Annotated in this window: 15 protein-coding genes and 2 tRNA genes; 7 read left to right on the top strand and 10 right to left on the bottom strand. The window is 60.0% G+C overall.

Annotated features, from left to right (window positions below; all coding sequences use genetic code 11):
• The first annotated feature begins 83 nt into the window (after positions 1–83).
• The gene (locus tag HU762_RS06615) at positions 84–1,409 is read left to right on the top strand and encodes an APC family permease (RefSeq protein WP_186634509.1); all 1,326 of its coding nucleotides are present in this window, start codon (positions 84–86) and stop codon (positions 1,407–1,409) included.
• A gap of 135 nt (positions 1,410–1,544) precedes the next feature.
• On the opposite strand, the gene HU762_RS06620 is transcribed toward HU762_RS06615, so the two are convergent.
• Both HU762_RS06620 and HU762_RS06625 read right to left on the bottom strand, forming a co-directional pair.
• Positions 1,545–1,621: transfer RNA gene (locus HU762_RS06620), tRNA-Met, on the bottom strand.
• 103 nt (positions 1,622–1,724) lie between these two features.
• Complete coding sequence (locus HU762_RS06625; protein ID WP_186634511.1) at positions 1,725–3,782, bottom strand: methyl-accepting chemotaxis protein; 2,058 nt, start codon at positions 3,780–3,782, stop codon at positions 1,725–1,727.
• A 332-nt stretch (positions 3,783–4,114) separates the two neighbouring features.
• Between HU762_RS06625 and HU762_RS06630 the strand changes: the two genes are divergently transcribed.
• Positions 4,115–5,332, top strand: a complete 1,218-nt coding sequence (locus HU762_RS06630; protein ID WP_186634513.1) for an MFS transporter — start codon at positions 4,115–4,117, stop codon at positions 5,330–5,332.
• Between the two features lie 151 nt (positions 5,333–5,483).
• On the opposite strand, the gene ychF is transcribed toward HU762_RS06630, so the two are convergent.
• The 8 genes from ychF to HU762_RS06670 form a co-directional block, all read right to left on the bottom strand.
• The gene (gene ychF / locus HU762_RS06635; protein WP_186634515.1) at positions 5,484–6,584 is read right to left on the bottom strand and encodes a redox-regulated ATPase YchF; all 1,101 of its coding nucleotides are present in this window, start codon (positions 6,582–6,584) and stop codon (positions 5,484–5,486) included.
• A gap of 21 nt (positions 6,585–6,605) precedes the next feature.
• Positions 6,606–7,190: an aminoacyl-tRNA hydrolase gene (gene pth / locus HU762_RS06640; protein ID WP_003185374.1), complete on the bottom strand. Its 585-nt coding sequence runs from the start codon at positions 7,188–7,190 to the stop codon at positions 6,606–6,608.
• A 166-nt stretch (positions 7,191–7,356) separates the two neighbouring features.
• A complete protein-coding gene (locus HU762_RS06645; RefSeq protein ID WP_186634517.1) occupies positions 7,357–7,959 on the bottom strand; it encodes a 50S ribosomal protein L25/general stress protein Ctc in 603 nt (200 codons plus the stop codon).
• A gap of 140 nt (positions 7,960–8,099) precedes the next feature.
• Entirely contained in the window at positions 8,100–9,041 is a 942-nt protein-coding gene (locus HU762_RS06650) for a ribose-phosphate pyrophosphokinase (protein ID WP_003171603.1), read from the bottom strand.
• 47 nt (positions 9,042–9,088) lie between these two features.
• Positions 9,089–9,163, bottom strand: a tRNA-Gln gene (locus tag HU762_RS06655).
• 37 nt (positions 9,164–9,200) lie between these two features.
• Positions 9,201–10,052 carry a 4-(cytidine 5'-diphospho)-2-C-methyl-D-erythritol kinase gene (gene ispE, locus HU762_RS06660; protein ID WP_186634519.1) on the bottom strand — a complete coding sequence of 284 codons (852 nt, stop codon included), beginning with the start codon at positions 10,050–10,052 and terminating at the stop codon, positions 9,201–9,203.
• Between the two features lies 1 nt (position 10,053).
• A complete protein-coding gene (gene lolB, locus HU762_RS06665) occupies positions 10,054–10,671 on the bottom strand; it encodes a lipoprotein insertase outer membrane protein LolB (RefSeq protein ID WP_186634521.1) in 618 nt (205 codons plus the stop codon).
• A 4-nt stretch (positions 10,672–10,675) separates the two neighbouring features.
• Entirely contained in the window at positions 10,676–12,400 is a 1,725-nt protein-coding gene (locus tag HU762_RS06670) for a tetratricopeptide repeat protein (RefSeq protein ID WP_186634524.1), read from the bottom strand.
• Positions 12,401–12,581: 181 nt separating this feature from the next.
• Here HU762_RS06670 and hemA point away from each other — a divergent pair, with 181 nt between their 5' ends.
• Genes hemA through murI form a run of 5 tightly spaced genes read left to right on the top strand, consistent with a single transcriptional unit; the run spans position 12,582 to position 17,328 of the window.
• Positions 12,582–13,871 (top strand): glutamyl-tRNA reductase, encoded by a 1,290-nt coding sequence (hemA, locus tag HU762_RS06675; protein WP_186634526.1) that lies wholly within the window; start codon positions 12,582–12,584, stop codon positions 13,869–13,871.
• The gene (gene prfA / locus HU762_RS06680) at positions 13,868–14,950 is read left to right on the top strand and encodes a peptide chain release factor 1 (RefSeq protein WP_186634529.1); all 1,083 of its coding nucleotides are present in this window, start codon (positions 13,868–13,870) and stop codon (positions 14,948–14,950) included. The genes hemA and prfA overlap by 4 nt, the downstream gene beginning before the upstream one ends.
• 14 nt (positions 14,951–14,964) lie before the next feature.
• Positions 14,965–15,795 (top strand): peptide chain release factor N(5)-glutamine methyltransferase, encoded by an 831-nt coding sequence (gene prmC / locus HU762_RS06685; RefSeq protein WP_186634532.1) that lies wholly within the window; start codon positions 14,965–14,967, stop codon positions 15,793–15,795.
• On the top strand, positions 15,789–16,544 hold the full coding sequence (locus tag HU762_RS06690; protein WP_186634535.1) for a molybdopterin-synthase adenylyltransferase MoeB: 756 nt from the start codon (positions 15,789–15,791) through the stop codon (positions 16,542–16,544). The genes prmC and HU762_RS06690 overlap by 7 nt, the downstream gene beginning before the upstream one ends.
• On the top strand, positions 16,537–17,328 hold the full coding sequence (murI, locus tag HU762_RS06695) for a glutamate racemase (RefSeq protein WP_186634538.1): 792 nt from the start codon (positions 16,537–16,539) through the stop codon (positions 17,326–17,328). The genes HU762_RS06690 and murI overlap by 8 nt, the downstream gene beginning before the upstream one ends.
• Positions 17,329–17,383 lie beyond the last annotated feature (55 nt).

Consider the following 17,383-nt stretch of genomic DNA (forward strand, 5'->3'; position numbering starts at 1 on the left):
AAAAACCAGAACAACAACGTAACACCCGAAATTTGCGCCGACCTCGGCTCTGCCATAAATCTAATAATTCGGAGTAGTCGCTCATGGCTCGTTTGCAACGCACCCTGTCATTGGGGTCGGTGGTGCTGTTCGGCATCGCTTATATGACACCGATCATTGTCCTCGGCACGTTCGGCATCCTCGCTCAATCCACTTCGGGCATGGTTCCCGCCGCTTACCTGGCGGCACTGGTGGCGATGTTTTTCACCGCGATGAGCTATGGCCGAATGGCCGCGGCGTTCCCCGTCGCCGGCTCGGCCTACAGCTACGTGCGCAAGGCGATCAGCCCGAAACTCGGGTTTATCGCCGGTTGGGCGGTGTTGCTCGATTATCTGTTCTTGCCCATGGCGATCTGGCTGATCGGCGCGGCCTACCTCCATTCCGCATTCCCGGCCGTACCGCAGTGGCTCTGGGTGCTGCTGTTCATCGGCATCACGAGCGGGATCAATATTGTCGGCCTGAAACTGGCCAACGGCATCAACGCGTTATTGATGCTGGTGCAGTTCCTGGTGCTGATTGCCTTCGTTGCGCTGTGCGTTCATTACGTCGCTGGCGATGCGAGCACGCCGTTGTGGTCGATCAAGCCGTTCTTCAATGGTGACATGCAGATGCCGCTGATCATGAGTGGTGCAGCCATCGCCTGTTATTCATTCCTCGGGTTCGATGCGGTCAGCACCTTGACCGAAGAAACCCGCGACCCGCGCCGTACCATCCCGCGAGCGATCATGCTAATTACCCTGATTGGCGGATCGATCTTCGTCAGCGTGTCGTACTTCGTGCAGGTCGCGCATCCATCGTTCCAGTTCGACAGCGTCGACGCGGCGGCCTATGAAATTGCCCGCAATATCGGTGGCGACCTGTTCGTGTCGTTCTTCCTGATCGGCCTGATCGTTGGCCAGTTCGCGTCGGGGCTGTCGGCCCAGGCCAGCGGCTCGCGGCTGCTGTTCGCCATGGGGCGCGATGGGGTATTGCCCAAATCATTTTTTGGCACCCTGCATGAGCGCTTTGGTACGCCGATCAACAGCATTCTGTTGTGCGCCGTGGTCGCGTTGCTGGCGCTGAAACTGGACGTCACCACCTCAACCTCGTTCATCAACTTCGGCGCATTCCTGGCGTTCAGTCTGGTGAACCTGTCAGTGATCTTTCACTACTGGATCGGCGCAAAGAACAGAGGGCCGCGTGAATTCGTGCTGTTCCTGATATTCCCGTTTATCGGTCTGGTCGCGGATGTGTGGCTAATGGTCAGCCTCGATCACCTGGCGATCTATCTCGGCCTGAGCTGGTTGGCGATTGGCGTGGTGTATCTGGCGGTACTGACGGGCGGCTTCCAGCGCCAGCCACCGGAGATGGATTTCCAGGAAACCACATGAATCCCACTGCGCCCTGTTGGAGCAGGCGGTGCTAAGGGGGGAAGAAAGGAGAGCAGCCAGAAACAAGAAAGCCCGCACGAGGCGGGCTTCTTGAGGTGATTCATAGACTGCTGTAGACATCTATGGATCGGTACTTGGTGGCTACACAGGGACTTGAACCCCGGACCCCAGCATTATGAATGCTATGCTCTAACCAACTGAGCTATGTAGCCAAGTGGCGCGCATTATTCGCTGGTAACGGAGATGTGTCAAGCGCAAACCTAAAATATTTCTCTGCACTTTCAACCGCTTATCCGTCCCCGCTGCAAATACCGGTCAACCGAGTTGAAATCTCCCTGTGTTCGCGCTCAAGGCCTGGCTGCCTTGGCTCAAGGTGTCGGCCGCCAGGTTCACGGCGCGGGCGCCTTCGAGCAGGCGCATGGCCGCTTGGTCGACCTGCTGGATATTGCCACTGACCTCGTCGGCGGTGCTGGCCTGTTCGTCTACCGCCGTGGCGATTTGCGCCAGGGTATCGGTAACACTTTGCACGGCGCTGGCAATTTCGCCCAGCCGTTCGCCAAGACCGGTGACGGCTTGGGCATCGGTCTGGGCCTGGCCGCAGGCGGCTTCCATCAGGCTTACGGCTTCGTTGACCGTGGCGCGCAGGCTGTCGACGGTGCCGGCAATCTGCTGTGTCGAGGACTGGGTGCGTTGTGACAGGCTGCGTACTTCATCAGCCACTACGGCGAACCCGCGGCCCTGTTCCCCAGCGCGAGCGGCCTCGATGGCGGCGTTGAGCGCCAACAGGTTGGTCTGCTCGGCCACGCCACGAATGGTATCTACCACCAGTTGGATCTGCTGGCCCTGTTCACTGACCCGGCCCAGCGCGGCGGCGGTTTCGTTCAGGCGTTGATTGAGCTGCTGGATACTGGCGGTGGTGCGCTGGCTGTCACGGCTGCTGTCGGCGGCGATGCGACGGGTCTGCTGCGCGCTGTCGGAGGCCTGCTCGCAACTCCTGGCGACACCTTGGGAGGTCGCGGCCAACTGCGTCGCGGCAGCGGCGATCTGGCTGATCTGTATCTGTTGCGCCTCGACTTCGCCCAGGGCACCGCTGGAATGAGTATTGAGGGTGCGCACGGCGTTGCTCAGTTGCAGCGTTTCGTGGTCCACACCCAACAGGCTGTTGCGCAACTGCACCACGGCTACGTTGAGGGCGGTGCTGATCGCCGCCAGCTCGTCACGGCCTTGTACCGGTACTTGCAGGCTCAGGTTGCCATCGCGCAAGGCTTCGGCCAGCAGAGTGATGCCGCTGGCGCTGCGCCGGATAGAAGCTTGCAGGCAGATGAACAGGTAAAGCGCCGCCAGCAGCAGGCAGCCCAGCACGGTGGCGACCAAGGTGAATTGGCGAATCGCCGAACCGTGATAATGGTCAAGCCGAGAATCCAGCGCCACCAACGATTGTTGGCGCAAGGTGGCTAGGTCCAGAAGGAGGCTGTCCATCTGCTTTTCGAAGTCATCCGGCTTGAGATTGATGGCGCCGCCGAAAACCCCGTCATCGAGGACCTTCAAGCCCGCGTCCAGACGCTTGACGCTGCCTTGGAACTGGCCGGCCCAGGTTTGCAATTCGCTGGGCAAGCGTGTTTCCAGCAATGCGCCGGTCTTGACCAACTGGTCCCGAGCGTCGCCCATGCGGCTGCGCAAGTCGCGCAATTGCAGGCGACTCTGCAGGGTGAATTGGCCCGATACCACCGAGGCCTGGCCAATGCTGGCCAGGCGCCCGACGCGTTCGATCAGCTCAGGTGTCTGCTGGGTCGAGATCTGGGTCAGCAGATAGGTTTCCAGCCAGGAGGCAAGGGTCAGGCGATTGTCCATGACGATCTGCTCGCGCAGGGCTTGCAGCGCGCCGAGTGCCGAGGCGAAGCGATCATAGCCATCCGGCCACCACCCCACGGTCCCCAGGCTCTTGGAATCCAGGCCCTTGAGATTGGTTTGCAAGGTTTGGTAGCGGGCGAGGGTGTCGGCTTCGGCGCCTTCGGCCTGAAGAGTCGCGCCCAGGTCGTCGGCGGCCTGGTTGAGCGCCGGCTGCACGGCATCGAACGCGGCCATGGCGGCAAGCGTCGCGGGCGTCGGTTGTCGATTGGTTTCCGTGGCTCGCCAGCGAGCCGCGCGATTGCGTTGGGCGGCGAGCAGGTTGTCCAGGTTATCCAGGGCCAGCAACTGACGGACCCCGGCGCGCTCGCCGGAAATCAGGTTGAGCTTGTCGCGGTAGTCCTGGCCGATGAGCCACAGACTGCCCATGAGCGGCAGGATGAACAACAGGAACAACAATTGGAATTTGCGGGCGAAACCAAAATGCCCCAGCAACCGGATTCCCGGTGATAGAAAAGCCTGCATGCCCATACTCCCCTGAACACCCTTGCACTGTTTTTGTGCGTTTTTACACAGTGCTGAAACAGGTGCCCTTTTAAAAGGCCTCGAAAGTTTGTCCAGGCCGGCTCTGTAGGCCTGCTCTGTAGCGAAACTTCCCATTCTCGGTCCCTTTGTAAGGGGCCGCGTCGTAGAGCATTAGCAAGGCAAGATTCAGACCATGGCGTAGCGCTATCATCTTGTTTGCCGACTATTTTTTGTAGGTCGATAGCAAGCTAAGGGGATAGCCTTGCCGCACTGAAAAATGGCACATTGATGAACCTGCCCATGTGCACTCATCTGCCGTATGGAAACTTCCCATGGCTATCAGCAATACCCAGGCCGACACGACGTCGGTAGCCGTCACGCCTCAAAGCAGTCCCTTGGTCATGCGCATCATTGGTGCGGTGGCATTGGCGCACCTGATCAACGACCTGATCCAGGCCGTATTGCCTTCGATCTATCCAATGCTAAAGGAGAGCTACGGCCTGACGTTTACCCAGGTCGGCCTGATCACACTGACCTTCCAGCTCACCGCATCCCTGCTTCAGCCTTGGGTGGGTTATCACACCGATCGGCATCCCAAGCCTTGGCTTTTGCCGGCGGGAACGGTGTGCACATTGATAGGCATCGTGATGATGTCCATGGTCGGTAGTTTTGCCTTGATCCTGGTGGCGGCGGCGTTGATCGGGATCGGCTCGTCAACCTTCCACCCCGAGGCGTCACGCGTGGCCCGACTGGCCTCTGGCGGTCGCTATGGCTTGGCGCAATCGACTTTCCAGGTGGGCGGGAACGCCGGCTCCGCCTTCGGTCCGTTGTTGGCGGCGGCGATCATCATTCCTTACGGCCAGGGGAATGTGGCCTGGTTTGGGCTGTTCGCGGTGTTTGCGTTGTTCGTGCTGTACCGCATCAGTCGCTGGTACGCCAATCACCTGAACCTGTTCAAGCTCAAGCAAGGCCAGGCGGCGACTCACGGGTTATCCAAGGGGCGCGTGACCAGTGCGCTGGTGGTGCTTGGGCTGTTGGTGTTTTCCAAGTATTTCTACATGGCCAGCTTTACCAGCTACTTCACCTTCTACCTGATCGAGAAGTTCGACCTGTCAGTGGCCTCTTCGCAGTTGCACTTGTTCCTGTTTCTTGGCGCGGTAGCAGCGGGGACGTTCTTCGGCGGTCCGATCGGCGACAAGATCGGTCGCAAGGCCGTGATCTGGTTCTCTATCCTTGGAGTGGCGCCATTCACCCTGATCCTGCCCCACGTTGACCTGCTGTGGACCAGTATCCTCAGCGTGGTGATCGGTTTCATCCTCGCCTCGGCGTTCTCCGCCATCGTGGTGTACGCCCAGGAACTGGTGCCTGGCAACGTCGGGATGATTGCCGGCATATTCTTCGGATTGATGTTCGGTTTCGGCGGGATTGGTGCCGCGCTGCTGGGGCATCTGGCAGACATCCATGGCATCGAATATGTGTATTGGTTGTGCTCGTTCCTGCCGTTGCTGGGGGCGTTGGCGATTTTCCTGCCGCGGACGAAAAAGGCCTGAGACGGCCCGTTGCATGACTCGAACGCATCAGCGGCAGCGCTGCGATCTATATGGGGTATTTGTTCTAGTCACGTATCGGGGCTCAGGTGAGTCAAAAAACGCCCACAAAAAAGCCGCGAATCAACGCGGCTTTTTCAGGTCCCGATAACGCTTAGACGTTGAAGCGGAAGTGCATCACGTCGCCATCCTTGACAATGTATTCCTTGCCTTCCAGACGCCACTTACCCGCTTCCTTGGTCCCGGCTTCGCCCTTGTACTGAATGAAGTCGTCGTACGCGATGACCTCGGCGCGGATGAAACCTTTCTCGAAATCGGTGTGGATCACGCCGGCGGCCTGCGGTGCGGTGGCGCCGACGCGTACGGTCCAGGCACGGACTTCTTCGACACCAGCGGTGAAGTAGGTCTGCAGGTGCAGCATTTCGTAGCCGGCGCGGATCACGCGGTTCAGGCCAGGCTCTTCCAGGCCCAGGGCTTCGAGGAACATGTCCTTCTCTTCACCGTCGTCCAGCTCGGCGATTTCCGCTTCGATCTTGTTGCAGACGGGAACAACCATGGCGCCTTCTTCTTCGGCAATGGCCTTGACCACGTCCAGGTGCGGGTTGTTCTCGAAACCGTCTTCAGCGACGTTGGCGATGTACATGACCGGTTTGGTGGTCAGCAGGTGGAAGCCCTTGATCACCAGCTTTTCGTCGGTGCTCATCTTTTTCATCAGGCTGCGCGCAGGCTTGCCTTCGGTGAAGTGGGCGATCAATTGCTCCAGCAGGGCTTTCTGAGCGACTGCATCCTTGTCGCCCCCCTTGGCGTTGCGGGCGACTTTCTGCAGTTGTTTTTCACAGCTGTCGAGGTCGGCGAAGATCAGTTCCAGATCGATGATCTCGATGTCGCGTTTCGGGTCGACGCTGTTGGAAACGTGGATCACGTTCTCGTCTTCGAAGCAGCGCACCACGTGGGCGATGGCATCGGTTTCACGGATGTTGGCCAGGAATTTGTTTCCCAGGCCTTCACCTTTCGAGGCGCCAGCCACGAGGCCTGCGATGTCGACGAATTCCATGGTCGTCGGCAGGATGCGCTTGGGGTTGACGATCGCCGCCAATGCCGCCAGGCGTGGGTCAGGCATTGGGACGATACCGGTGTTCGGCTCGATGGTGCAGAAGGGGAAGTTCTCGGCCGCGATCCCGGATTTGGTCAGGGCGTTGAAAAGGGTGGACTTGCCGACGTTAGGCAGGCCGACGATGCCGCAATTGAATCCCATGGTATTTCCCCTCGGTAAGAGTCAGGCCTTCTGGCTGTGCAGGTTTTTCATCGCGCGGTTCCATTCACCGGCGAGGATATCCGGCAGCACGCCGAGGGCAAAGTCGATGCTGGCATCGAGTTTTTCCTGTTCGGCGCGAGGCGCACGACCCAGGACAAAATTTGAAACCATACTGGCAACGCCCGGGTGGCCTATGCCGAGCCGCAGGCGGTGAAAGGTATTCTGATTACCCAGCTGCGCGATGATGTCGCGCAGCCCGTTATGACCGCCATGGCCGCCGCCCTGCTTGAGCTTGGCAACGCCCGGAGGCAGATCGAGTTCGTCGTGGGCCACCAGGATTTCTTCAGGCTTGATGCGAAAGAAACCGGCCAATGCCGCCACGGCCTGGCCGCTGCGGTTCATGTAGGTGGTGGGGATCAATAGACGAACATCCTGACCCTGATGCGAAAAGCGCCCGGTCAGGCCGAAATATTTGCGATCGGCGGCCAGGCTGACGCCTTGTGCGTGCGCGATGCGCTCAACAAAAAGGGCCCCTGCGTTATGCCGGGTCTGTTCGTATTCAGCGCCTGGATTTCCCAAGCCAACGATCAGTTTGATGGCAGTCACGATAGGGGCCCTTCCTGGAGTGGTGGATAACATGTCGCGATCAGACGGCGCGGCGACAACGAACTAAAATTGCGGATCTACCGTTAAGTAAACTTCGCGTTCTTGCCCGCTGTCTCGCTACGTTCCAGTCCGCGATGTTTCCGGTCACTCCGGCAACAGAGTGAAATTACTCTGCAGCGCCTTCTTCAGTAGCTTCTGGAGCAACACGTGGAGCGTGGACGTTGGCAACAGCCTTGTCATCGCCGTGCGCCAGGGCAACAAACTCAACGCCTTTAGGAGCCTTGAGGTCGGACAGGTGAATGATCGTGCCGATTTCGGCGTCAGCCAGGTCGACTTCGATGAATTCAGGCAGGTCTTTCGGCAGGCAGGACACTTCCAGCTCGGAAGTCACGTGCGAGATCTCGCCGCCTTTCTTGACCGGGGCAGCTTCGTTGACGAAGTGCACTGGAACAACAGCAGTCAGCTTCTGACCGGCAATAACGCGGACGAAGTCAGCGTGCATCACGTGGCCTTTGGCCGGGTGACGTTGCAGGGCCTTGATCACGACGTTTTGCTTGGTGCCGCCAACGTTCAGCTCGATGATGTGGCTGTAGGCCGCTTCGTTTTCGAGCAGTTTGGCAACTTCTTTGGCCAGCATGCTGATGGACTCAGGGGCTTTGTCGCCACCGTAGACTACAGCTGGAACCAGGCTTGCGAGACGACGCAGGCGGCGGCTCGCACCTTTCCCCAGGTCGGAACGCACTTCAGCATTCAGAGTAAAATCGTTCATGTTGTATCTCCAAAATAGCCATTTCCGAATGACGTCTGCGACCGACGCCAAAGCGGTATGGGCAAAAAAGCCCCGCCCCAACATGAGTGTTGGGGCGGGGCGCTTTTCGTCAACGAGATATCCTGGAAAGGGCAGGGCCCTTAACGGAACATCGCACTGATCGATTCTTCGTTGCTGATGCGGCGAACCGCCTCGGCAACTACCGGTGCGATATCCAGTTGGCGGATACGCGCACAGGCTTGTGCTGCAGCGGACAGCGGGATGGTGTTGGTCACCACCAGCTCGTCCAGCACGGAATTTTCAATATTTTCGATCGCTCGACCCGACAGCACAGGGTGTGTGCAGTAGGCAAAGACCTTGGCAGCGCCATGCTCTTTCAGGGCCTTGGCCGCGTGGCACAGGGTGCCGGCGGTATCGACCATGTCATCGACCAGAATACAGGTGCGCCCTTCGACATCGCCGATGATGTGCATCACTTCCGAGTGATTGGCCTTCTCGCGGCGTTTGTCGATGATACCCAGATCCACGCCCAGGGATTTGGCAACGGCCCGTGCACGCACGACGCCGCCGATATCCGGGGACACGATCATCAGGTTTTCGAAGCGCTGATCTTCAATGTCATCCACCAGTACCGGGGAGCCGTAGATGTTATCCACGGGAATATCGAAGAAGCCCTGGATCTGGTCAGCATGCAGATCAACCGTGAGGACACGATCGATGCCGACTACGGTCAGCATATCAGCCACGACTTTCGCGCTGATAGCCACACGTGCGGAACGCGGACGGCGATCCTGGCGGGCATAACCAAAGTAAGGAATAACAGCAGTAATACGAGTAGCCGAGGAGCGGCGGAAGGCATCAGCCATCACGACCAGTTCCATCAGGTTATCGTTGGTCGGAGCGCAAGTCGGCTGAATAATGAAGACGTCTTTACCGCGAACGTTTTCATTGATCTCGGCAGTGATTTCGCCGTCGGAAAATTTACCGACAGAAATGTCACCGAGAGGGATATGCAGCTGACGTACTACACGCCGAGCCAGATCGGGGTTGGCGTTCCCCGTAAAGACCATCATCTTGGACACGCGCAGTACCTGAAGGCTGAGGGTATACCTGGATGAGTATAGGAAAATGGCAGGGGCGGCTGGATTCGAACCAACGCATGGCAGGATCAAAACCTGCTGCCTTACCGCTTGGCGACGCCCCTGTATCTGTTGCTGCGAGTGCCCAGCACTCGTTTCCTTTTAGAGCAGACTTTGCAGCTTGCGATGCAACATCGAAACGTTGCTTCCTTTTGCTACAAACCCTGTAAGGGTCTCTGTCAGAAGGGCCGAGACTTTATCAGCTTCAGCTTTGCTTGGGAAGCCCCCAAACACACAACTTCCAGTTCCGGTGAGTTTTGCTTCGGTAAATTTACCTAACAAATTCAATGCGTTACGAACATCTGGATAACGCCTTGCTACCACCGGTAAGCAGTCATTTCGACTGTTTCCCTTGGGAACGGGGCGCACTTTAATGGGAGGAGAGTTACGTGTCAACAGCGGATCTGAAAAAATTTCTGCTGTACTTACAGATACTTGCGGCACCAGCACCAAGTACCAAGGTTCTTCGGGTTCGACCGGGGTGAGTTTTTCCCCGACGCCCTCGGCAAAAGCCGCGTGGCCATGGACGAAAACCGGCACGTCGGCCCCCAGCGTCAGGCCCAGGGCTGCCAGGCGATCCATGTCCCAGCCAAGCTGCCACAAGTGGTTTAACCCCAGCAGCGTGGTGGCCGCGTTCGAGCTGCCGCCACCGATGCCCCCGCCCATGGGCAGGACTTTTTCAATCCAGATATCGATGCCCAATGAACAACCGGATTGCTCCTGGAGTTTTTTCGCCGCCCTGACGATCAGGTTGCTGTCATGGGGAACGCCATCGAATTCGGTGTGCAAGTGGATCACGCCGTCATCACGCACGGCATAGGTGATCTCGTCGCCGTAGTCCAGGAACTGGAAAATCGTCTGCAATTCGTGATAGCCGTCCGGGCGGCGGCCGAGAATGTGCAGCATGAGGTTGAGCTTCGCCGGGGACGGCAGCGTCAGGCGTGTCTCACTCATGTCACTGCCCCAGCTTGCGCGGCTGCCATTGCTTGATGACGAGCGTGACGTCGAGGTTGCTGCCGTGCAGCTTGATGCGCTCGGGCAACCAATAGCCGTTCTGCTGGGCATAGCTGAGGTATTCGATCTGCCAGTCGTCCTGCTCCAGGTTGGACAGGCGGCTGTCGGCGTCGAGGGTCAGGCGACTTTTGCTGTCCGGTGCCGGGAGCCCGCGAACCCACCAGGTCAGGTGCGAAACCGGCAGTTTCCAGCCCAGCTGTTCCTCCAGTAGCGCTTCCGGGCTGGGCGCCTCATAGCGGCCCTGGTTGGCGACTTCCAGCGAAACCTGGCCGGGCCGGCCGGTCAAGCGTGCCGCGCCACGACCCAGCGGGCCGGAGAGGCGAATGTCGTAGTAATCCTGGCGCTGCAGCCAGAACAAAGTACCGCTGCCCGAGTCTTTTGGCGCGCGGATGCCGATCTTGCCGTCGATCTGCCAGCCGTCGAGGCCGCTGAGTTGTTCTTTGTGTTCGCGCCACAGGGCTGGGTTGCCATGACCCTGGACGGATTCCCGAGCGCCGAAGCCCGCGCAACCGGCGAGCAGGGCGATGAAGCTGAAAACAATGAAATGGCGCAAGAACATAATCTTAAAGAGTCTCTGATCCGGTCAGGCGTTTGATGGTGCTGCGCAAGATCTGGCTGTCGGGCTGTTCCTTGAGGAATCTGCTCCAGACCTGCCGGGCTTCGCGTTGTTTGCCGTTGGCCCACAGGACTTCGCCCAGGTGAGCGGCGACTTCCTGGTCGGGGAAGCGTTCCAGGGCCTGGCGCAACAGGCGCTCGGCTTCGTCGAGATTGCCCAGGCGGTAATTCACCCAGCCCAGGCTGTCGAGCACAGCCGGGTCTTCCGGATTGATCTGGTGGGCCTGTTCGATCAATACCTTGGCTTCGTCGTAGCGGGTGGTGCGATCCGACAACGTGTAGCCGAGCGCGTTGAGGGCCATGGCGTTGTCGGGGTCCCGCTGGATGATCAGGCGCAGATCCTTTTCCATCTGGGCCAGGTCATTGCGTTTTTCCGCCAGCATGGCGCGGGTGTACAGCAGGTTCAGATCGTCCGGGTATTGCTTCAAGGCCTGCTGCAGCACGCTCCAGGCTTTGTCGCCCTGGTTGTTGGCCGCCAGGGTCTCGGCCTCGATCAGGTAAAGCTGGATGCCATAGTCTGGCTGCGTGTCGCGCTGGACGGCCAGGCGACTCTGGGCCTCGGCCGTCTTGCCATTGCCTATCAGGATGTCGGCCTGGCGCAATTGTGCAGGCAAATAGTCGTTGCCTGGGCCGACCAGCGCATACTCGATCAGTGCGCTCTCCGGATCGTTGCGTTCTTCGGCGATGCGACCCAGGTTCAAATGGGCCGAATCGACATGGCTTTCCCGGGCGATCAGGTCTTCCAGATAGCCCTTGGCTTCTTCCCAGGCCTTGGCTTCCAGGCAGACCAGCGCCAGGGAATAGCGCAGGTCGTCATCTTCGGGGTACTGCTGCACCAGGCTGGAAAACTCGACCTTGGCATCGTCCATGCGGTTGTTTTCCACCAGCATGCGCGCGTAGGTGAGGCGCAGGCGCTTGTCATCCGGGTATTTCTTGATGCTCTTTTCCAGCAGCGGGAGGGCTTCGTCGCCACGGTTCAGGCCTTGCAGAAGGCGCGCGCGCAGCAGGATAGGGGCCACTTCGCCTGCTTCCGGCGGATTGTCTTCCAACAGGGTGAGGGAGCCCTGGGTGTCGCCGTCCTGTTGCAGCAGCAGCGCTTTGCCGAAAATTAGCTGGCCGTTGTTCGGATGGCGCTGCAGCAAGCGATCGAAACTCTTCATGAGGCCGTTGCGGGTCTCCTGGTCGGTATCGGCCGCAGACAACGCAAGGAAGTCGAAATGGGTGTCACCCTTGCCCAGCAAGACTTTTTCCATATACATCATGGAATCGTCATAACGCCCGGCACGCGCCAGTTGCACGGCGGCGGCGCGTTGCGCTTCGAGATCGTCCGGGGCGTTCTTGGCCCAGATCAGCGCGGTATCCAGCGCCGGCTGGTCGGCGCCCAGGTATTCGGCAATGCGAAAGGCCCGCTCGGAGATGCCCGGATCCTGGGTGTTGATCGCCTGGGTGACGTAGTTGTCCAGCGCAATATCGAATCGATTGCGTTGGCCTGCCAGCTCGGCGCTCAACAGGCTGAAGATGGTTTCTTCGCTGAACGAGCCGTAGACCTTTGGCTTTTCGGGGGCCGGGGTGCTGCCTTCGACCGGTGGCGTACCCTCCGTCGATACGGGGGCCATGGACTGGCAGCCGCTGAGGAAGGCAAAAGCGAGGAGCAACGCAAAAGATCTATTCATATAGGAAGAGGACGACTTACCTGCGGTCGGATCATCATGACACAAGCCATCGGTCAAACATAACCGAGTCTCGGCGGATGCTTTATAGGCACAGGTAATTGTGACAATAGCCGGTGGTGGTTGTTCTGAATCTGGCGAAGTAGGACAATTGCCGGCTTCACGTCACCATCAGCGACCTTGAATGGCCTTCCTTGCACTTGGTATCAACCACAAGACTGCTTCAGTAGACGTCCGCGAGCGCGTGGCCTTTACGCCTGAGCAACTGGTGGAGGCCCTGCAGCAACTCTGCCGACTCACCGACAGTCGCGAAGCTGCGATCCTTTCCACCTGCAATCGCAGCGAGCTTTATATAGAGCAGGATCACGTTTCGGCCGAGTCAGTGTTGCGCTGGCTGGCTGAATACCATGATTTGAGCCTCGAAGAGCTGCGTGCCAGTGCTTATGTGCACGAAGACGATGCGGCCGTTCGTCACATGATGCGTGTCGCCTCCGGGCTCGATTCGTTGGTGCTGGGCGAGCCGCAGATTCTCGGCCAGATGAAGTCGGCCTACGCCGTGGCCCGCGAGGCCGGAACCGTCGGTCCGCTGCTGGGGCGACTGTTCCAGGCCACCTTCAACGCCGCCAAGCAAGTACGCACCGACACCGCTATCGGCGAAAACCCGGTGTCTGTGGCGTTTGCCGCCGTCAGCCTGGCGAAACAGATTTTCAGTGACTTGCAACGCAGCCAGGCGCTGCTGATTGGCGCCGGCGAGACCATCACCCTGGTCGCCCGCCATCTGCACGAGCTGGGTGTGAAGCGCATCGTTGTCGCCAACCGTACCTTGGAGCGCGCCAGTACCTTGGCCGAGCAGTTCGGTGCACACGCCGTGCTGCTGTCGGATATTCCGGCTGAGCTGGTGCACAGCGACATCGTCATCAGTTCCACCGCCAGCCAATTGCCGATCCTGGGCAAGGGCGCGGTGGAAAGCGCCTTGAAGCTGCGCAAGCACAAGCCGATCTTCATGGTCGACATTGCGGTTCCCCGTGACATCGAGCCCGAAGTTGGCGAACTGGACGACGTTTATCTCTACAGCGTCGACGATTTGCATGAAGTCGTCGCCGAAAACCTGAAGAGCCGGCAAGGCGCGGCGCAGGCGGCGGAGGAAATGATCACCGTCGGCGCCGACGATTTCATGGTGCGCCTGCGCGAACTGGCGGCGGTGGACGTGCTCAAGGCGTATCGTCAGCAAGGCGAACGCCTGCGCGACGAAGAATTGCAAAAAGCCCAGCGCCTGCTCGCCAATGGCGGCAGCGCCGAAGAAGTGCTGGTGCAACTGGCGCGCGGCCTGACCAACAAATTGCTCCACGCCCCCAGTGTCCAGCTCAAGAAGCTGACCGCCGAAGGCCGCCTCGATGCGCTGGCCATGGCCCAGGAACTTTTCGCTCTCGGTGAAGCTTCACCGGATAGCTTTTCGGATAAAAAAACGCAATGAAAGCGTCACTGCTCAATAAGCTGGACATTCTCCAGGACCGTTTCGAGGAACTGACCGCCTTGCTGGGCGATGGCGAAGTCATTTCCGACCAGAACAAGTTCCGCACCTACTCCAAGGAGTACGCGGAGGTCGAGCCGATTGTCGCGACCTATAAACAGTTGCTGAAGGTGCAAGGCGACCTTGAGGGCGCCCAGGCGCTGCTCAAGGACAGCGATCCGGACATGCGTGAAATGGCGGTCGAGGAAGTGCGCGAAGCCAAGGATCGGTTGGTCGAGCTGGAAAGCGAACTGCAACGCATGCTGCTGCCCAAGGATCCGAACGACGGGCGCAACGTGTTTCTCGAGATCCGCGCCGGTACCGGCGGCGACGAGGCGGCGATTTTTTCCGGCGACCTGTTTCGCATGTACTCGCGCTACGCCGAACGCCGCGGCTGGCGGGTGGAAATCCTCTCGGAAAACGAAGGCGAACACGGCGGCTATAAAGAAGTCATCGCCCGGGTCGAAGGCGACAACGTCTATGGCAAGCTGAAGTTCGAGTCCGGCGCCCACCGCGTGCAACGTGTGCCGGCCACCGAATCCCAGGGCCGTATCCATACGTCGGCCTGCACCGTGGCGGTATTGCCCGAGCCGGACGAGCAGGAAGCCATCGAAATCAACCCGGCGGACCTGCGGGTCGATACCTACCGTTCTTCCGGAGCGGGCGGCCAGCACGTCAACAAGACCGATTCGGCGATCCGCATCACCCACTTGCCCTCGGGCATCGTGGTCGAGTGCCAGGAAGAACGTTCCCAGCACAAGAACCGCGCACGCGCCATGGCCTGGTTGTCGGCCAAGCTCAACGATCAGCAGACCAGCGCCGCCGCCAACGCCATCGCCAGCGAGCGCAAGCTGCTGGTGGGCTCGGGCGACCGCTCCGAGCGGATCCGCACTTACAACTTTGCCCAGGGCCGGGTCACTGACCATCGCGTCAACCTGACCCTGTATTCCCTCGACGAAATTCTTGCCGGTGGTGTCGACGCCGTCATCGAGCCTCTGCTCGCTGAATACCAGGCCGACCAACTGGCCGCGATTGGCGAGTAAGCACAGGTGAATAAATGACCATCATCGCCAGTTTGCTACGCGCCGCCGAATTACCGGACTCGCCCACGTCACGCCTGGACGCCGAGTTGCTGCTGGCCGCTGCGCTGGGCAAGTCCCGCAGCTTCCTGCACACCTGGCCCGAGCGGATCGTGCCGAGCGAGGCGGCGCTGCTGTTTTCGGAATACTTGCGCCGCCGTCGTTCCGGCGAGCCGGTGGCCTACATCCTCGGACAACAGGGCTTCTGGAAGCTCGACCTGGAAGTGGCGCCCCATACGCTGATCCCGCGTCCCGACACTGAACTGCTGGTGGAAACCGCGTTGGCCTTGTTGCCCGCGACACCGGCCCGGGTCCTGGACCTGGGCACCGGCAGCGGCGCGATTGCCCTGGCACTGGCCAGCGAGCGTCCGACCTGGAAGGTCACGGCGGTCGATCGCGTGCTGGAAGCCGTGGCCCTGGCCGAACGCAATCGCCAGCGCCTGGGCTTGCGTAATGTCACGGTGCTGAGCAGTCACTGGTTCAGTGCACTGGACGGCGAACGGTTCGAACTGATCATCAGCAATCCGCCGTACATCGCCGCCAGCGATCCGCACCTGGCCGAAGGCGACGTGCGTTTCGAGCCGGCCAGTGCGCTGGTGGCGGGACCGGACGGCCTTGACGACTTGCGCGCAATCATTGCCCAGGCCCCCCAGCACCTAGAAGCGGATGGCTGGTTGATGCTCGAGCACGGTTATGATCAAGCCGACGCGGTGCGTGGGCTGCTGCAGGATCAGGGATTTGTCGAAGTCCATAGCCGCAAGGACCTGGGCAATCACGAGCGCATCAGCCTGGGACGCCTGCCGTGCTGAATGATCAAGAGCTGCTGCGCTACAGTCGACAGATCCTGTTGCAGCACGTCGACATCGATGGACAGCTGCGTCTCAAGCAGGGCCGCGTATTGATCATCGGCCTGGGTGGCCTGGGCGCCCCGGTGGCGTTGTACCTGGCCGCCGCAGGCGTCGGCGAGTTGCACCTGGCGGACTTCGACACGGTCGACCTGACCAATCTCCAGCGGCAGATCATCCATGACACCGATAGCGTCGGCATGACCAAGGTCGATTCGGCGGTTCGACGCCTGACTGCGATCAATCCTGAGGTTCGACTGGTTCCGCATCCGGCGGCAATGGATGAAGATTCCCTGAAAAGTGCAGTGTCGGCAGTGGATGTGGTGCTGGACTGTTCCGACAATTTTTCCACCCGCGAAGCGGTGAACGCAGCCTGTGTCGCCGCAGGCAAACCCCTGGTGAGCGGCGCGGCGATCCGCCTGGAGGGTCAGCTGTCGGTATTCGACCCGCGTCGTCCCGAAAGTCCTTGTTATCACTGCCTCTATGGACATGGCAGCGAAGCCGAACTGACCTGCAGCGAAGCCGGGGTGCTTGGCCCGCTGGTGGGGCTGGTGGGCAGTCTGCAGGCGCTCGAAGCCTTGAAACTGTTGGCGGGGTTCGGCGAGCCGCTGGTGGGGCGCTTGCTGCTGATCGATGCGCTGGGCACGCGCTTCCGCGAATTGCGAGTCAAACGCGATCCGGGTTGCAGCGTCTGCGGTAGCCGACATGAGTGAAGCACCGGTCGGTGTGTTCGATTCGGGCGTCGGCGGACTGTCGGTGCTGGGAGAAATCCGTCGGCTGCTGCCCAATGAGTCCCTGCTGTACGTTGCCGACTGCGGGCATATTCCCTACGGGGAAAAAAGCCCGGAATTTATCCGGCAGCGATGCGCGATCATTGCCGATTTTCTTCGGCGTGAGGGGGCCAAGGCGCTTGTAGTGGCGTGCAACACCGCAACCGTCGCCGGGGTCGCTGACTTGCGGCGCGATTATCCCGATTGGCCCATCGTCGGTATGGAGCCGGCGGTCAAGCCGGCTGCCGCCGCCACGCGAAGCGGCATCGTCGGTGTGCTGGCGACGACAGGCACCCTGCAGAGCGCCAAATTCGCCGCGCTACTGGACCGGTTCGCCTCGGACGTGCGCGTGATCACGCAGCCCTGCCCGGGGCTGGTGGAGTTGATCGAGGCGGGCGACTTGCACAATCCGGCCTTGCACCAACTGCTGCTAGGCTACGTCACGCCGCTGTTGGTGGCCGGCTGCGACACATTGATCCTCGGCTGTACGCACTATCCCTTCCTCAAGCCGCTGCTCGGGCAGATGGTTCCGGAGTCTGTCATTCTGATCGACACTGGCGCCGCAGTGGCTCGTCAACTTCAGCGGCTACTGGCTGAACGAGCGCTTTCGGCAGACGGGCCTGCCAGCGAAACCCAGTTCTGGACCAGCGCTGATCCGATACATTTAAGAAAAATCCTACCGGTGCTATGGAATTCGTCTGACATTGTGCGAAGCTTCGGTCTGTAAAAAAATCGTGAAAATTGTGTAAATCCTGCTGAACTTCTGATTTGGCGCGGATTTC

This window comes from Pseudomonas sp. SWRI92 (assembly GCF_014268685.1).
Classification (GTDB): domain Bacteria; phylum Pseudomonadota; class Gammaproteobacteria; order Pseudomonadales; family Pseudomonadaceae; genus Aquipseudomonas; species Aquipseudomonas marvdashtae.